10 protein-coding genes are annotated in these 15,751 nt (G+C 69.2%); 5 read left to right on the top strand and 5 right to left on the bottom strand.

Annotated elements, in window-relative coordinates:
* Positions 1-118 precede the first annotated feature (118 nt).
* From JRI60_RS01360 to JRI60_RS01370, 3 genes are read right to left on the bottom strand one after another with little or no spacing between them, the layout of a single operon-like run.
* Positions 119-1,321: a cytochrome P450 gene (locus JRI60_RS01360; protein ID WP_204223991.1), complete on the bottom strand. Its 1,203-nt coding sequence runs from the start codon at positions 1,319-1,321 to the stop codon at positions 119-121.
* Positions 1,318-2,832: a condensation domain-containing protein gene (locus tag JRI60_RS01365; RefSeq protein WP_204223992.1), complete on the bottom strand. Its 1,515-nt coding sequence runs from the start codon at positions 2,830-2,832 to the stop codon at positions 1,318-1,320. Before JRI60_RS01365 ends, JRI60_RS01360 begins: the two co-directional genes overlap by 4 nt.
* Complete coding sequence (locus JRI60_RS01370; RefSeq protein WP_239470279.1) at positions 2,829-7,976, bottom strand: non-ribosomal peptide synthetase; 5,148 nt, start codon at positions 7,974-7,976, stop codon at positions 2,829-2,831. The genes JRI60_RS01365 and JRI60_RS01370 overlap by 4 nt, the downstream gene beginning before the upstream one ends.
* 236 nt (positions 7,977-8,212) lie before the next feature.
* Here JRI60_RS01370 and JRI60_RS01375 point away from each other — a divergent pair, with 236 nt between their 5' ends.
* The gene (locus JRI60_RS01375; protein WP_204223994.1) at positions 8,213-11,284 is read left to right on the top strand and encodes a sensor histidine kinase; all 3,072 of its coding nucleotides are present in this window, start codon (positions 8,213-8,215) and stop codon (positions 11,282-11,284) included.
* A gap of 20 nt (positions 11,285-11,304) precedes the next feature.
* Here JRI60_RS01375 and JRI60_RS01380 read toward each other — a convergent pair whose 3' ends face one another.
* Positions 11,305-11,937 carry a response regulator gene (locus JRI60_RS01380; RefSeq protein ID WP_204223995.1) on the bottom strand — a complete coding sequence of 211 codons (633 nt, stop codon included), beginning with the start codon at positions 11,935-11,937 and terminating at the stop codon, positions 11,305-11,307.
* 113 nt (positions 11,938-12,050) lie between these two features.
* Here JRI60_RS01380 and JRI60_RS01385 point away from each other — a divergent pair, with 113 nt between their 5' ends.
* From JRI60_RS01385 to JRI60_RS01395, 3 genes are all read left to right on the top strand, one after another.
* Positions 12,051-12,419: a hypothetical protein gene (locus tag JRI60_RS01385; RefSeq protein WP_204223996.1), complete on the top strand. Its 369-nt coding sequence runs from the start codon at positions 12,051-12,053 to the stop codon at positions 12,417-12,419.
* Between the two features lie 197 nt (positions 12,420-12,616).
* Entirely contained in the window at positions 12,617-13,120 is a 504-nt protein-coding gene (locus JRI60_RS01390; protein WP_204223997.1) for a hypothetical protein, read from the top strand.
* Entirely contained in the window at positions 13,117-14,004 is an 888-nt protein-coding gene (locus JRI60_RS01395; RefSeq protein WP_204223998.1) for a UbiA family prenyltransferase, read from the top strand. Before JRI60_RS01390 ends, JRI60_RS01395 begins: the two co-directional genes overlap by 4 nt.
* Before the next feature lie 135 nt (positions 14,005-14,139).
* Here JRI60_RS01395 and JRI60_RS01400 read toward each other — a convergent pair whose 3' ends face one another.
* Positions 14,140-14,961, bottom strand: coding sequence for an alpha/beta fold hydrolase (locus JRI60_RS01400; protein WP_204223999.1), 822 nt, complete (start codon positions 14,959-14,961; stop codon positions 14,140-14,142).
* Positions 14,962-15,139: 178 nt separating this feature from the next.
* Here JRI60_RS01400 and JRI60_RS01405 point away from each other — a divergent pair, with 178 nt between their 5' ends.
* Positions 15,140-15,718, top strand: coding sequence for a TetR/AcrR family transcriptional regulator (locus JRI60_RS01405; protein ID WP_239470280.1), 579 nt, complete (start codon positions 15,140-15,142; stop codon positions 15,716-15,718).
* Positions 15,719-15,751: the final 33 nt, after the last annotated feature.

A 15,751-nucleotide genomic window follows, 5' to 3' on the forward strand; every position in this document is an offset into this window, starting at 1 on the left:
CCGCTCTGGGGCACACCGGACTACCACCCGAGCCACATCGGTGCTGTGAGCCGCCTCACACCCCGAGAGCGAGGCGGATCACAGCCTTCGTGGATGCCAGGAGGCGCGTGGATGCGGGCTACCAGGTGACTGGCATCTCGTGCACGCCGAGCAGGTTGTCGTTCTGCTTGAAGGGGATGTCCTCGACGGGCACGGCCAGCCGCAGGGTGGGGACGCGCTGGAACAGCGTGCGGAACACCACCTCGAGCTCGATGAGGGCGAGCGCGCGCCCCGTGCACAGGTGGATTCCATGGCCGAGGGCGAGGTTGCGATGCGGTGTGCGGTGGATGTCCAGGCGGTCCGGGTTGGGGAAGACCCTCTCGTCGCGGTTGGCCGAGTCCGTCTGGACGAGGACGCCTTCTCCGGCGCGGATGAGCTGGCCGCCCAGGGTGATGTCCTCCGTGGCGACTCGTTGTCTGCCGCTGTGCGAGACGGTGACGTAGCGCATCAATTCCTGGATGGCCGCGGAGAGCTGGCGGGGCTCATCCGCCACCGCGCGGAACTCGCGGAGCTGGTCCGGGTCGAGCACCAGCGCCATCGTGCCCATGCAGATCATGTACGCGGTGGGGCCGTGCCCGGCGTGGAACAGCATCTGGAACATGGCGGACGCGTCCTGCTTGCTCAGCGCTCCCTTCCGCACGTGCTCGGCCACGATGCGGCCGACGAGGGTGTCACCGGGGTTGCTGACGTTCGCCTCCACCAGACGTTGGAAATAGCCGTCCATCTCCTCCAGGGCCCGTCCGGCCTCGTCCTTCGGCGAGTCGCGGGAGCCGATCGTGCAACTCAGGCCGTGCAGGTACACGTAGTCGTCATAGGGGACGCCGAGCAGCTCACAGATGACGCGAATGGCCACGGGGAGCGCGAAGGCCGCCAGCAGGTCGGTCGGCCTCGGCCCGGCCAGCATCGCGTCGAGCCTCTCGTCGACGATGCTCTGGATTCGCGGTCGCAGGGTCTCCATCCGCCGGGGCGAGAACTCCTGCACGAGCATGGCCCGCTGGACCCGGTACTCCGCATCCTCGCGGAACGGAAACGGAAGAACCCGTTCCACCCGGGCGGCCGATGTGGGCGACGTGTGCGGGAAGCCCGGCAACCTGAAGTCCAGGCTCAGCCGCGGGTCGCCGAGGGCCTCGTATGCATGCTCGTAGCGGGTGATGAGCCACGGCGTGCTGCCGTCCCACACCTGGACGCGAGTCACCGGAGCTTCTTGCCTGAGCCGCTTGTACTCGGCGGGAGGGTCCAGCGGGCAGCGCCAGTTCTTGGGCAGCGGATAGGAATCGCTCATCGTGACGCTCCTGGGTGCTCGAGAAGTGCGGCGGCTCCAGCCACCGTCGGGGTTGCGTACAGGTCGCGCAGCCCGATGTGCCGGTCGAGCTCGGCACGTACCCGGACCACGAGGTCGATCAGCTGCAGGGAATGGCCACCGAGACGGAAGAAGTCGTCATGCGGGCCGACGGACTCGAGACCCAGCACGTCGGCGAAGATCCGGGTGAGGGCCCGCTCGGTCGCGGAGCGCGGGGGCAGCAAGCGAGACACCGGCACACCGGGCGCGGCGGCGCGCAGGACCTTCTCGTAGGCCGACAGCAGGCCGTCGACGAAGCCGGTGTCGAACAGGCTCTCGTCGAACTCGGCCCAGGCGACGCTCGTGCCGCTGGGGGTCTCCTCGACGCGAAGGGTGAGCTCGAACTTGGCGGTGGCGAAGTCCAGCAACTGCTCCGTCACCGAGCAGCCGTGCAGCTCCATCGCGCCGATCGTGCCCACCGGGTGGTGGGCGAAGTTGACCTGCACGAGCGGTGACCGGGTGGGGTCTCTCGGTGGGGCGAGCTCGGCGACGAGCTGCTCGAAGGGCAGATCCTTGTGCTCGTAGGACGCGGCCAGGGACTCGGCTACCCTCACGAGCAGCTCGCGGAAGTCGGGGTCTCCGCTCAGGTCAATCGGGAGCGCGACGGTGTTGACGAAGAACCCGAGCACGCGCTCGATCTCCAGGGGTTCGCGGTTGGCCACGGCCAGGCCGAGCAGCACCTGGGGTCTGCTCGCGAAGTGCCCGAGCACCACTCCCCAGGCGGCGGACAGGACCGTGAACACGGTCTGACGCTCGGCGCTCGCCAACGCGCGCACCCCCGCGACGACCTCCGCGGGCAGAGCGCGATGCATGCGCCGCCCCCGCCCCAGCGCGCGGCGGGGCGGGACGAGGTCCAGCATCAGCGGGAGTCCGGACAGCCGCTGACACCACCAGCGTGACAACTCCGCGCGCCGCGAGTCGGTGAGCTGCTCCCTCTGCCACTCCGCCCAGTCCGTGTACCGCACGGGCAGCTCGGGCAACCCGGCGGGCTCACCGGTGACCGCCGCCCGGTAGGTGAGGGCCAGCTCCTCGAAGAGGATCTGCAGCGAGCATCCATCGGCCACCAGGAGATGCGCCGAGAACACGAGGAAGTGCAGCTCCGGACCCGATCGGAGCACGGTGATCCGCAGCAGCGGCCCGTGCTCGATGTCGAATGGCTGGGAGACGACGGCCTCCGCGTGCCGCGGCGCCTCGGCTTCGTCCGGCACGTCGAGCACCTGCACGTGTCCGCGTCCGTCTGGCAGCACGTGTTGGTGCGTGCCGAGTGGAAAGACGGTCCGCAGCGACTCGTGCCGGGCCACCAGTACGTCCACGGCCGCACGCACGGCGGTGGTGTCCAGCGGGCCCGTCACCCGGAAGCAGCGGGCCGTGCTCTGGGCGAATCCCGAGGGCTCGAGCCAGTGGAGGAAACACAGCCGCTGCTGGGCGAAGGACATCGGGAACGCGTTCGTCATGCGCGCGGCCGTCTCTCGATGGTGGGCCGTGCGGGCGGCAGGGTGGTGAGCGCGTTGGCCAGCTTCGCGACGGTCGGGCCCGCGAGGATGGTGGCGAGACCGACCTCCCGGCCGGTCGCCCTGCTCACCCGTGAGGCGAGCCTCAGGGCCAGCAAGGAATGCATGCCCAGCTCGAACAGGTTGTCGTGGACACCGACCCGGTCCACCTTCAGCAGCTCGGCGGCGAGCGCGGCGATCTGGCTCTCGGTCTCGTTCCTCGGTGCCGTGAACGGCGCGTCCGCGTTCCCTCGCGGTCCTGGCAGGCGGGCCCGGTCGAGCTTGCCATGGGTGGTCAACGGCCACGCGTCGAGGACTACGACGACCCCGGGCACGAGGTGTCCGGGCAACCTGCGCGCCACGTCCTCGCGCACGGCCTGACCGGACACCGCCGACCCCGGGGCGGCCAGGACGTAGCCGATGAGCCGCGGCTCGCTCCCCGTCCGATCGACGAGCGCGACGGCATCGGTCACCCCGGGATGGGCGGCCAGGGCGGTCCGCACTTCGCCCAGCTCCACCCGGAAGCCGCGGATCTTCACCTGTTCATCGCGGCGGCCCAGGAACTCGATCACACCGCCGGGGTGCCACCGGCCCAGGTCCCCGGTGCGGTACAGCCGTTCGTCCGGTGACGATCCGAACGGGTTCGCCACGAACCGCTCGGACGTGAGCTCCGGCATGCCGAGGTATCCCCGCCCGACGACAGCTCCGCCGATGCAGATCTCCCCGACCACGCCCGGCGGCACCACCTGAAGGTGCTCGTCGAGCACGACGAGCTGGGAGTTGGACAGTGCCCGGCCGATCGGCACACTGGCACCCTCGACGTCGTGCCAGTCTTCGAGCCGCTGACCGCTGACCACGATGGTTGCCTCCGTGGGGCCGTAGGCGTTCGTCACCCGCGTGACCCCCCTGCGTCGCAGCGCGCGGAACGCGTCCGGAGAGACGACATCGCCCCCGACCAGGATCCGCTCCAGGTGGTCGAACGCCTCCGGGATCTCCGCCACCAGGGGGTGGAACACGGCGGGCGTGAGCATGCAGTGGGTGACCGCACTGCGGGTGAGGCACCGCGCCAGGCCGTGCAGGTCCCAGCCGGGCGGCAGGAAGTGGATCGCCGCGCCCTTCAGCAGCGGCCCCCAGAGCTCCAGCACCGACACGTCGAAGGTGGGCGACACCATGGCCAGCATCGTCTTGCCCGGACCCAGGTCGACAATGTCCGTTCCGTACAGACGGGCCACGACCGAGCGGTGCTCGATCTGGACGCCCTTGGGCCTGCCGGTCGACCCGGACGTGTAGATGACGTACGCGAGGTCGGTGGGCGCGCCCGAGGGCAGCGGGAGCTCCGGCGCGTCGGGGACGTCGTCCACCAACACGACCGGGATGCCCGTGACCCGATGGGCCAGCTCCGCCGTCGTGACCACGGCGCGTGCCCCGGAGTCCTGGACGAGCCTCTCCAGGTGGGAAGGAGGATGGTGGGGATCCATCGGGAGGTAGGCCGCCCCCGACTTCAGGATGCCCAGTTGTGCCACGACGAGCTCGGCCGAATGCGGGGCGCACACCGCCACCACGTCGCCGCGATCGATCCCCATCCCGCGCAGATGCCGCGCCAGCCGTCCCGCCAGGTGCGTGAGCTCGCGGTAGGACATCGGCGAGGGACCGGACGTCACGGCGGGTGCATCCGGAGTGCGCTCGGCCCAGTGATCGACGAAGCCGGGCAACCATCCCGACGGTGCGTCAACCCTGGGACCCGAGGAGACGAGCGCCCGCCGTTCCGCGTCATCCAGCAGGGCCAGTCTCGACACCGGGGTGTCCGGGGCGGAGGTGATGGCATGCAGCAGCCGCTGGTAGGCGGACAGCATTCCCGTGATGAAGAACTCCTCGAAGAGGTCGGAGTCGAACTCCCAGGCGAGCAGGATGCCTCGCAGGGACGAGCGCGGGCTGGGACGCAAGGGCTCGTCGGACCGGGGGATGTGCACGATGTCCCCAGCCAGTCTGCTGATGTGCCCCGGCTCGGCGTAGCGGGGGACCGCGACGACGGACAGCTCGAACTTGGCCGAGCCGTTGCTGAGTCCTTCGACGATGGAGACCTCGAGCGGGGACGCGCCGAGCGCGCCGGGGGTCGAGTCGTGGAAGCTGAACATGGCCTGGATCAACGGGTTGAACCCGCCATGGTGCCGCGCGGGCGACTCCGCGAAGATCATCTCGTACGGCAACTCCTGGTGGTCGTAGGCCGCCAGGGAGGTCCGCCGCACCCGCGCCAGGAGCTCCTCGAACGAGGGGTCTCCGTGCAACCGGCCGCGCATCACGACGTTGTTGACGAACATCCCCAGCAGGTTCTCGGTGGCCTGCCAGCGCCGGTTGGCGACCGCGGAGCCAACGAGGATGTCCCGTGAGCCGGTATACCTGTGCAGCAGGACGAAGAACGCCGCGAGGAGCGTGTTGAACAGCGACGTGTTGTTCCGGTCGGCCAATGCCTGCAAGCGGCGCGCGAGCTCACCGTCGATCTCCATCCGGGGCGCCATTCCGCGGAACTTCCTCGACCCGGGCTCGATGCGGCGGGGGAGCTGGAGCACGGTCTCGGCGCCTTCCAGCTCCTGGCGCCAGAAGCGGCGCTGCGCCGCCGCGGCCTCGGTGCCGCACCACTCGCGTTGCCAGCGCGCGTAGTCGGAGTACTGCACGGGCAGGTCCGGGTGCCGCACCTGGCCGTGGCGCACGAAGTCGGTGTAACCGTCGATCAGGTCGCGGACGAAGACGAGGAACGACCAGCCGTCGTGCACGATGTGGTGCTCGACATGCACGAAGACGTGCTCGTCCGCGCCGAGCCTGAGCAGCAGCCAGCGGAACGGTCTGCCGTCGGCGAGCGAGAACGGTGTCTGGAGCATCTCGCGGACGGCCGCACCGACGAGGGCCTCCTGCCGGGCTTCGTCCTCGCCGCTGATGTCCCGTAGCGGAACCTCCACCTCCCAGGGTGGATCCACCTCACACCGCAGCTCCCCATCCATCTCGGGGAAGCGTGTGCGCAGCACGCCGTGGCGCCGGACGATGTCGGTGAGGCTGGCGTGAAGCGCCGTGATGTCCAGCTCGCCCGCCAGCCTGAGCACCGCTTGCGTGTGGTAGGCCCCCGCGTCCGGGTTGAGCTTGTGCATCAGCCACACCCGCTGCTGGGCGTACGACGGAGCGAGCTCCGCGCCGGGTTCAGCCACCCGCGGGCCCGACTCCGCGTCGTCGCGCCGGTCACCGAGCCGCGCCGCGATCTCGGCCACCGTGGGGGCCTGGAGAACGGCACTCAGCTCAAGGTGCGCCCCCAGCGCGCCGCGCACCCGGGCGACGAGCTGGGTGGCGAACAGGGAATGGCCCCCCAGCTCGAACAGGTTGTCGTGCACCCCCACCCGTTCCAGCCCGAGCAACTCCGCCGCGATTCCCGCCAGCGCCTCTTCCTCGGGAGTGCGAGGAGGCTGGTCGTCGATGCTGTCCGGCCGTTGTGGCCGGGGCAGGCTGGCGCGGTCGACCTTGCCGCTCGTGGTCAACGGCCACGCGTCGACCGGCACGAGCACATCCGGTACCAGATAGCCGGGCAGGTGATGGCGGAGCTCGGCGCGTACCGCGTCGGCCGACAGCTCCGCTCCGGCGACCGGTATCACGTAGCCCAGGAGACGCTCACCGCGCGCGTCGATGACGGCTACCGCGTCACGCACGTTCGGCAGCGCGAGCAGTGCGGCCTCGACCTGGTCCAGCTCGATGCGCGCGCCACGGACCTTGACCTGGTTGTCGCGCCGGCCGAGGAATTCGATCGTCCCGTTGGCCAGCTGTCTGCCGACATCGCCGCTGCGATACAGTCGGCTTCCCGGCACCGGGCTGAAGGGATCGGGAATGAACCGCTCGGCGGTGAGGCCGGGCTGCCCCAGATACCCTCGCCCGACACCGGCCCCACCGATGCAGATCTCCCCCGGCATCCCGTTGGGAACCGGCCGCAGGTGGTCGTCGAGCAGGACGGCGTGGGAGTGGGAGATGGGACGGCCGATGGGCACCCGCTCGCCGTTCTGGGCTCCCACGGTGTGCAGCGTGCTGGCCACCGTCACCTCCGTCGGGCCGTAGCCGTTGACGAAGCGGTGGAATGCCGCCCATTGCCGAGCGGTCTCCGGGAGGCACACGTCACCGATGCTCAGCACCACCTCGAGGTGGGTGAACCGGCCCGGGTTCAGCGTGCGCACGACAGCCGCGGGCAGCACCGCGTGGGTGATGTGGCGGGTGAGCAGCACGTCGGCCAGCGGCTCACCGGAGATCCGCGTGGCGTCGATGGTCTCCAGACGGCCGCCATGGGCCAGCGCCAGCAGGATGTCGAACAAGGCCCCGTCGAAGGCCGGGTGGGCGAACTGCAGCACCCGTGTGTCTGGCCCCAGCGCCCCCAGGGAGTCCCGCTGGGCGTGGATCAGATTGGCGACCCCCCGATGTTCGATCATGACCAGCTTGGGCTCACCGCTCGAGCCGGACGTGCAGATGATGTACGCCAGATCCTCCGGGGTGAGCGCCGCACCACCCGCCGCGTCCTCGCTCTCTGGCACGGTGCGGGGAGCACCGCCGAGGTCGAGGTAGGGCACGCCCGGGACGGCGCTGTCCGGCGACAGGTCCACCACCAGCGTCGCCCCCGCCTTGCGGATGACCTCCTCGCGCCAGGCCGCCGGGTGCGAGGGAGCCAGCGGGAGATAGGCCGCACCGACCCGCCAGATGGCGATCAGGGTCTCGACGAAGGCGGGTCCGCGGTCCATCACGACGGCGACCACATCCCCGCGCCCGATCCCCCGGGCTCGCATCATCCCGGCGAGGATGCGGCTGCGCTTGCGCAGCTGCGCATAGGTCACCGTGACGGCGGCGTCCGCGATCGCGACGCGGTTGGCATGCAGCCGTGACTGCTCCTCGAGCACGTCCAACACCGAACGCCACGGTCCGGGCTCCGCCCCGCTGTCTCGTACGCGTGCGGCCATCGGCGCACCGTCCACGCCCTCCGGGGGGGCGGTCCCGGCGGGCTCATCTCCTATCGCCCAGGTGCTCTTCAGCCGGAGACTGGACAGCAGTCGTTCGTACTCTGTTCCAGTGACCAGGGTGGACGGGGGCATGGGATTCATGGATTTGCCAGGGACTGTGGCAGGACGATGCGTTGGGTTCGTCACGAGGACGAGTGAGGACTGGCTACCGTCTGGCGGGGGCGGCGAGCTACCTCGGAAGAGGCATGACGCGTCCCGCGGATTGCGGTCTGCTCGTTGGGTTTGACCGCCCTCACGGGGATGTGGGCCCGCCACATCCCGGGTAGGGTCGGGAGAGAACTGCGTATCGCGAGAGGAACGCGGAACGGATGATGGACGCGACGAGCCTTCGCTGGGAGCAGTCGTTGCGCGGTTGGGGCCCGCTGTGCCTCTGCGCGTTCCTGCTGTGTGGCGGGGTCGCTCCCGCGCAAACGAATGGCCGCGACCGCAGCATCGGCCAGTTCTATCACTCGCGCTGGACCATCAAGGACGGCGCACCGGGCCAGATCTCCGCGATCGCGCAGACCCGTGACGGTTTCCTCTGGATGGCCGCCGCGGCGACGCTCTACAGCTTCGACGGCGTCCGCTTCGAACGTTTCGAGCCGCCCAGCGGTGACCCCGTCACCAGCATCCAGACGCTGGTGGCTTCACCCGATGGCGGGTTGTGGATCGGCTTCCAGCATGGCGGCGCGGCCTACCTGAAGGACGGGCAGCTCACCCGCTATGGCGAGGCACAGGGGCTGTCGCCGTACCAGCTGGCGTCATTCGCGTTCGACGCGGACGGAGCCGTCTGGACCGGCAGCAGGCAGGCCGGGCTCCTCCGCCTGCGGGACGGGCGCTGGCATCGCGTGGGCGCGGACTGGAACTTCCCGGGCACGCAGGCCACGGCGCTGTTCGTCGATCGCGACGGGACGTTGTGGGTCTCGGCGGCGGATACGCTCGTGTTCCTTCCGAGGGGGAGTCATTCGTTCCGCGATACCGGGGTGCGCGTGGGGTGGGTGGGGAGGATCGCGCAGGCACCCGATGGGGTGATCTGGATCGCCGAGCTGGATGGCAACGTGCGGCCCGTGGTGCGCGCGAATGGGGAGCCTCTCCCCGCGCCAGCGAGGATCGAGGTGCAGTCGGGTGGGATGGTGTTCGACCGCGAAGGCAGCCTGTGGCTCAGCACGCTCGGCGATGGCATGCGCCGTGTGCCCCATGCCGAACGTCTGGGTGACCGGCGCATCGGACGGTTCGATCCGGCCGCGGAGATCTTCACCGAGAAGGATGGCCTCAGCGCGGACTATGTCTGGCCGCTGATCCAGGACCGGGAAGGGAACATCTGGGTTGGCACCAGCGGGGGGCTCGACTGCTTCCGCCACAGCTCCCTGGTGCTGGCGGAGTTTCCGCGCGGCTCGCACGACTTCGCGCTGGCCGCGGGCGATGACGGGGCCCTCTGGGCGGGCAGCACCAACCGGCCCCTGATGCGGCTGCACGACAAGCAGGTCGAGTTCGCCGCGCTCGATGAGCCGATCCGCTGCGCGTATCGCGATCCGGACGGCATCGTGTGGTTCGGAACCTCGAATGGCATCTGGCGCATCGAGGACGGCCGTCCCGTGCTCGTCGCCACGGTTCCCGTCGAAGCGAACACCCTGCAGGTCCAGGCGATGACGAAGGACGCGGCCGGTGGGTTGTGGGTCGCCATGTCGATGGGCGGGCTGCTGCGCTGGAAGGACGGCGCGTGGACGCGCATGGACGAACAGCTCGGGATGGCCGCGCGGACGCGCATCCTTTCCGCGACGACTGACGCGTGGGGCGGTGTCTGGCTGGGGTTCAATGACGCGGTCGCCAGGGTCGACCAGGGTCTCGTGCGCCGCTACGGCGCCGCGGACGGGCTCCACCTGGGAGTGGTGACCGCGCTGCGCGCCGGGCGGCGGTTGTGGGTGGGGGGGCAGTTCGGTCTCGTTCATTTCGACGGGCAGCGCTTCCACCCCTTCGGCGTGGCCAGCGGCGAGCCCTTGCGCGGTGTCGCTGGCATCCTGGAGATGCCGGATGGTGGCCTGTGGATCCACGCGGTGCCGGGCATCTTCCACTTCAGCGCGGAGGAGGTGGCGCGCGTCGTCGCCGATCCGAGCCAGCTCGCGCGCGGCGAGCGCTTCGACTTCCTCGATGGCCTGCCGGCGCGGCCCACCCTGTTGCGTCCGCTGCCCACCGCGGTGCAGGGCACCGACGGCAGGCTGTGGTTCGCGACCAGCAATGGCGTGGTGTGGATCGACCCGACACGCATCTTCCGCAACCCGTTGCCCCCCCCGGTGCACATCCGCGCGGTGCGCGTGGATGGCCGGCTGCTCGCACCGGGCCCGTCGCTCACGGTGCCGGCGCGGACGATGAACATCGAGATCGATTACACGGCGTTGAGCTTCGCCGTTCCCGAGCGCGTGCGCTTCCGCTACCGCCTCGAAGGCGTGGACGAGGCGTGGCAGGACGTCGGCACGAGGCGCGAGGCGTACTACATGCATCTGGAGCCCGGGCGATACCGCTTCCGTGTCATCGCCGCCAACAACGACGGCGTCTGGAACGAGACGGGCGCGACGCTCGAGCTCATCCTGCCACCGGCGTTCTTCCAGACGTGGTGGTTCCGCGCCTTGTGCATCGCCTCGGCCCTGGCGGGGTTGTGGATGCTGTTCCTGCTGCGGCTGCGCCAGGTGAGGGCGCGCATGCGCGCCCTGTTGGAGGAGCGTCACCGCGAGCGCGAGCGCATCGCTCGGGAGCTGCACGACACGCTGCTGCAGGGCATCCAGGGGTTGATCCTGCGTTTCCAATCCGTGGCGGAGCTGCTCCCGGCGGACGCGCCCGTGCGCGTCGCGATGGAGAAGGCGTTGGATCGTGCCGAAGCTGTCCTGGGCGAGGGGCGCGACCGGGTGAAGGGCCTGCGCGCCGCTTCGGAGAGCACGGGAGAGCTGTCCCAGGCCCTCGCCGGGGTGGGGGAGGATCTCGAGCTGAATCCTCCGGAGGGATTCCACGTGGTGGTGGAGGGGCAGCCCGCGTCGCTGGACCCGCTCGTGCGCGATGAGATTCTGCGCATCGGCCGCGAGGCGTTGGTGAACGCGTGGCAGCATGCCAACGCGCGGCGGATCGAGGTGGAGCTCACCTATGATTACGGCGAGCTGCGCCTGCGCGTCCGAGACGACGGATGCGGCATCGATGAGGAAGTCCTCCAGGCGGGAGGACGGCACGGACACTGGGGCCTGTCGGGCATGCGCGAGCGGGCGCGGAAGATCGGAGCGCGGCTGGACATCTGGTGCCGCAGCGAGTCGGGGACGGAAGTGGAGCTGCGCGTCCCGGCGGCGGTCGTGTATCGCGGAGATCCGAAGCGGACCTGGCGCAACCGGTTGCGGTGCATCGTTGGCGGAGGCCGCTGAGCGGCCCGGGCCCATCGGGCTCAGATGTCGATGATGCCCCGCTTCAGCGCGACCACCACCGCATGCGTCCTGTCCTTGGCGCCGAGCTTGGTCAGGACGTTCTTCATGTGCGTCTTGACCGTCTCCTCGGAGATGCCCATCCGGGCGGCGACCTCCTTGTTGGCGTTCCCGGCGGCGACGTGGGCCAGGACGTCGCGCTCGCGTGCCGTCAGCTCGTCGTCCGCCATGTGCTCGGCCATCTCGGAGGCGATGTCCGCGGAGATGCGGCGACGTCCCGCGTGCACGCTGCGGATCGTCTCCACCAGCTCCTTGCGCAGCATGCTCTTGAGCAGATAACCGGACGCACCGGCCTTGATGGCGCGCAGCGCCTGTGCGTCGCCCTCGTAGGTCGTCAGGACGATGATCCGGGCCGTGGGGAACTCGGTGCGGATCGCGGTGATTGCATCGATGCCGCCCATGGTGGGCATCCGCACATCCATCAGCGTGATGTCGGGCCGATGGTGGCGGAAGGCTTGCAAGGCCTGCTCGCCATTCTCCGCTTCGGCGACCAGCGCCATGTCCGATTGCCCGGAGATCATGGCACTGAGCCCTTCGCGCAGCAGGGGATGGTCGTCGACGACCAGGATGCGAATGATCGGGCCCGTGGAAGTCATCGGCGTATGAACAAGATACTCGTGGTCACCCTTGTCGGGATCCCTCGAAAGAGGGAGGATGGACTCGCTTATCCCAGGTTCTGTCGCGTTCCACCAGCGGGTAGCCTGCGCTGGTGCAACGTCTCTTCTCCATGTTTCCGGACGGTGGCCCTGGGGTCGGCCTGCTGTTGTTGCGGCTGGCGGTGACTCTGCCCCTGCTGTTTCAGCCATCCCGCGGAGCGCTGGGGCAAGCGCTGCTCGCACTCCTGGTCCTGGGTCTCTGGCTGGGGCTCCTGACACCTGTCTTCGCGGTCACGTGTTGTCTGCTCGAGCTCTACGCGCTCCTGGTGTCGGGGGGCACGAGCCTTCCCGAGGCAGGCATCCAGTTGCTGGCCGCGGCGGCGGTGGTGCTGCTCGGACCCGGCGCGTATTCGCTGGATGCCCGGTTGTTCGGAAGACGTGTCATCACCCTGCTTCCGCGTGGACGGAACCAGGAGGAATGAACCGATGGGCGGGCCGGTGCCCGTGAGCCAGGCGAGCCGAGTGGACCTTCGGATACGCAACGCTCCTCCGGTCATCCGCGGGGGGAGGGCTGTCGTGAAGGCAGCACACGGTATCGCCCTCCGGGGCTGGATGGGGAGATGGCTCCTGGCTGTCAGGCTTTGGCGCCCTATCCTCCACGTCGGAGGCTCAGTCCGCCATGTCCAGCAGATCGCTCCACGGCTCACGCCTCGCCCTGGCCGTTGGGCTCATCCTCATGCCAGTCCTCGTCCTGGCTCAGGCTCCCGAGAGCTCGAAGCAGTTCGAGCTGACTCCCGACCTGGTCTTGTGGATGTACGGCATGGGCATCGCCGCCATCTCCATCGCGTGGGTGCTCATTGCCTGGCTGTTCGCCCGGAATAAAGCCCTGGGTGATCTCGTCGACCTCGTGAAGCGGGGGCCGCTCATCAAGTTCGTCACGGTGACGTACATCATCATCGTCATCGTCACCCTGAGCCTGGTGGGGCAACTGGAGAGCTCGCATGTCTCGACGTTGCTCGGGGCCATCGCCGGGTACGTGCTGGGAGATCGCGGGCGGGAGGACAGGGTCGTCGAGAATCGCTGCCCCGAGCCACAGCCCTCCCGAGCCGGAGCGCCTCCCCCACCGTCAGCTCCGACGCAGGCCTCGGAGGGGCAGCACCCGCCCTCGGAGTTCCACTCATGAGCCGTCCCTTGCGGTTGTCACTGGCCCCCGTGCACCGCGACCAGGGCACGTGGCGGGCCGTCCTCCAGTGGCTCATCCGGAACAAGCTCCACGTGGCCGCCTGCTCGCTCGCGGCGACCTGGGCCTGGAGTCGCATGATGGGCACTCCCCTCCTGGGGGTGGACCTGTTCGTGGTTCCGGTGCTGGTGCTCAGCATCTATCAGTGGAACAGGCTCAACGATGTCCTCGAGGACGCGGTGAACTGTCCAGACGAGCTCGCCGCGGCCGAACAGGCGCAGGGGCTCATCCGGGTGTCCTGCCTTCTCGGGTCGATCCTCGCTCTCGGGGGCGCCCTGCTCGTGGGGCGCGCGGCCGGTGTGCTCGTGGTGTTGATGGGACTGCTGCTCGGCTGGTTCTATGGTTTCCGCTCGGGCGTGGAGACCTTCGGCCTGAAGCGTCTGTTCGGCATCAAGAACGTGAGCAGCGCATTCGGATGGACGCTCATGACCGTCCTCTACCCCGGCCTGCACTCCGGCGCCGGCCTCGGAGTGGCATTCTGGGTCGCCGCCGCCTGCATGTTCCTGGCGGTCTGGACGGTGGAGGTCCTCTGGGACATCCGAGATGTGCGTGGAGATGCCGTGGCGGGCATTCCCTCGTTGCCGGTCGTGCTGGGAGTACCGGCCGCGAGACGTCTCGTCCACGTGGGCAATCTGCTGATCGTGGCGCTCGTTGGGACAGCCGTCCTGACCCGGACGCTGCCTGGCATCTGGGCCCTCATCCTCATCAACCCGCTGCTCACCTTCGTGTGGCTGCGGTTCGACATCGAGACCGGACGCGGTTGGTCCCACCTCCTCGTGCTCATGCAGACGCTGCTCCTCTTCGGGCTTGGCGTGCTCTCGGGCTGAGCGCTTTCGTCAACCACTAGTGGAGTGTCCACGAAGTTCGTGGACCTGGTCGTGTTGCGCATGCTCCCTCTCCCAGAGGGAGAGGGGACATCCACGGGCTCTCGGACCATGTCCAAGGACTTCGTGGACACTCCACTAGCGCCCGCCCAGGCCTCGCGTGTCGTGGGCTGTCCCCTCGAGCTCGCGGTAGAACCCCTTCACCGCCTCGACGATCTGCTCGGGCTGGTCGAGCGGGGCGGCGTGGCCGGAGTCCTTCAGCTCCTGGAGACGGGCGTTCCCGAGCAGGTCGACATACGCCTTCTTCACGGACAGCGGTGTGTAGTCACGATCCGAGGCGAGGACCAGGACAGGACACGTGATGTCCTTCAGCCGCTCCAGGACGGTCCAGCCAGCGAGCCCGCGGGTCGCGCGCCGATAGGCGTCCGGCTCGTTGGCCCCGAGCGACTCCACGACCCGGCGCCGTAGCTCCGCCTGCTCCGGCTTGGGAAAGAGCTTCGGAGCGATCACCCTGGCCAGGGTCCTCGGTCCGAGGAGCTTCAGGATCGCCATCCGCAGCGCGAACGAGAGCTTCAGGCGCAGCGTTCGCGCAACCATGTCCGGCCCGCTGTTGATGACGACCAGGCTGCGCACGAGCTCCGGGCGATCCACCGCGAGCTGGAAGCCGATCATCCCTCCCATCGAGAGGCCGACGACATCCACGCGGGCCAGGCCCAGCCGGTCGCAGAAGGCCGCGATGTCCCGGGCGAAGAGCGGCACCCCATAGGGCCCCGCCGGCTTGTCGCTGCGCCCGTGGCCCCGGATGTCGGGAACGATGACGCGGCGGTGGGCGGCGAGCCGGGGCGCCACGAGCTCCCAATCCTGTCCCGAGGAGCCGAGTCCATGGAGGAGCAGGACGGGCGCGCCCGCGCCGGACTCCTCGAAGTGAAGGGATGAGCCATCGAGCTGGAGCCTGGGCATGGTGGGTCCTCGAGTCCGGCCAGCACCTGAACGAGCGTTCGCTCATGCGAGCGATTGAACAGGGCCGTTAGTTCATGTTATGGAGTCTAGCCGAACGAACGTTCGTTCAGCAAGGCGGGTCATGCGTCCCCTTCCACGGTCACGTCTGCAGGTCCAGAAGGAGCCCCTTCCGCGGACGGTGCCCGAGGGCACCCGACGACGGATTCTCGAGGCGGCCCTGAGGCTCTTCGCGAGCCAGGGGTTTCACGGCACGTCGATCCGGGATGTCGCGAAGGAGCTGGAGCTACAGCCCAGCGCGCTGTACTCGCACTTCCCCTCCAAGGAGCACATCCTCGCCGCGCTGGTCCAGGTCGGCCATGAGGCGCATCACGAGGCGCTCCGCACGGCGATGCTGGACGCGGGCAACGCGCCAGAGGCGCAGGTGCGAGCGCTCATCCGGGCCCATACCGTCACGCATGCGACCCATCCGCTCTTGGCGGTCGTGGTGAACGAGGAGGTCAACGCACTGCCACCCGAGCTCGCCGCACCAGCGCTGGTGCTGCGCCAGCAGTCCGCCGCCCTGCTGCTCCAGGTCATCGAGCGCGGCGTGGCACTGGGCCGGTTCTCCCCTCCCCACCCGGTCGCGACCGCGGCGGCGATCTCCGCGATGGGTGTGCGCATCCCGTATTGGTACGAGCCGGGCGGGGCACTCGATATCGACTCCCTCGCCAACATCCATGCCGAGCTGGCGCTCCGCATGCTGGGAGCTCGCGGATGAAGTGCCCACGCTGAAGCAGGTAGCAAGGAGAGG

The organism is Archangium violaceum (assembly GCF_016887565.1).
Taxonomy (GTDB): domain Bacteria; phylum Myxococcota; class Myxococcia; order Myxococcales; family Myxococcaceae; genus Archangium; species Archangium violaceum_B.

Coding starts and splice junctions, on each gene's coding strand:
- JRI60_RS01360 (WP_204223991.1), bottom strand. CDS start 1,321: ATGAGCGATTCCTATCCGCTGCCCAAGAACTGGCGCTGCCCGCTGGAC.
- JRI60_RS01365 (WP_204223992.1), bottom strand. CDS start 2,832: ATGACGAACGCGTTCCCGATGTCCTTCGCCCAGCAGCGGCTGTGTTTC.
- JRI60_RS01370 (WP_239470279.1), bottom strand. CDS start 7,976: ATGCCCCCGTCCACCCTGGTCACTGGAACAGAGTACGAACGACTGCTG.
- JRI60_RS01375 (WP_204223994.1), top strand. CDS start 8,213: ATGATGGACGCGACGAGCCTTCGCTGGGAGCAGTCGTTGCGCGGTTGG.
- JRI60_RS01380 (WP_204223995.1), bottom strand. CDS start 11,937: ATGACTTCCACGGGCCCGATCATTCGCATCCTGGTCGTCGACGACCAT.
- JRI60_RS01390 (WP_204223997.1), top strand. CDS start 12,617: ATGTCCAGCAGATCGCTCCACGGCTCACGCCTCGCCCTGGCCGTTGGG.
- JRI60_RS01395 (WP_204223998.1), top strand. CDS start 13,117: ATGAGCCGTCCCTTGCGGTTGTCACTGGCCCCCGTGCACCGCGACCAG.
- JRI60_RS01400 (WP_204223999.1), bottom strand. CDS start 14,961: ATGCCCAGGCTCCAGCTCGATGGCTCATCCCTTCACTTCGAGGAGTCC.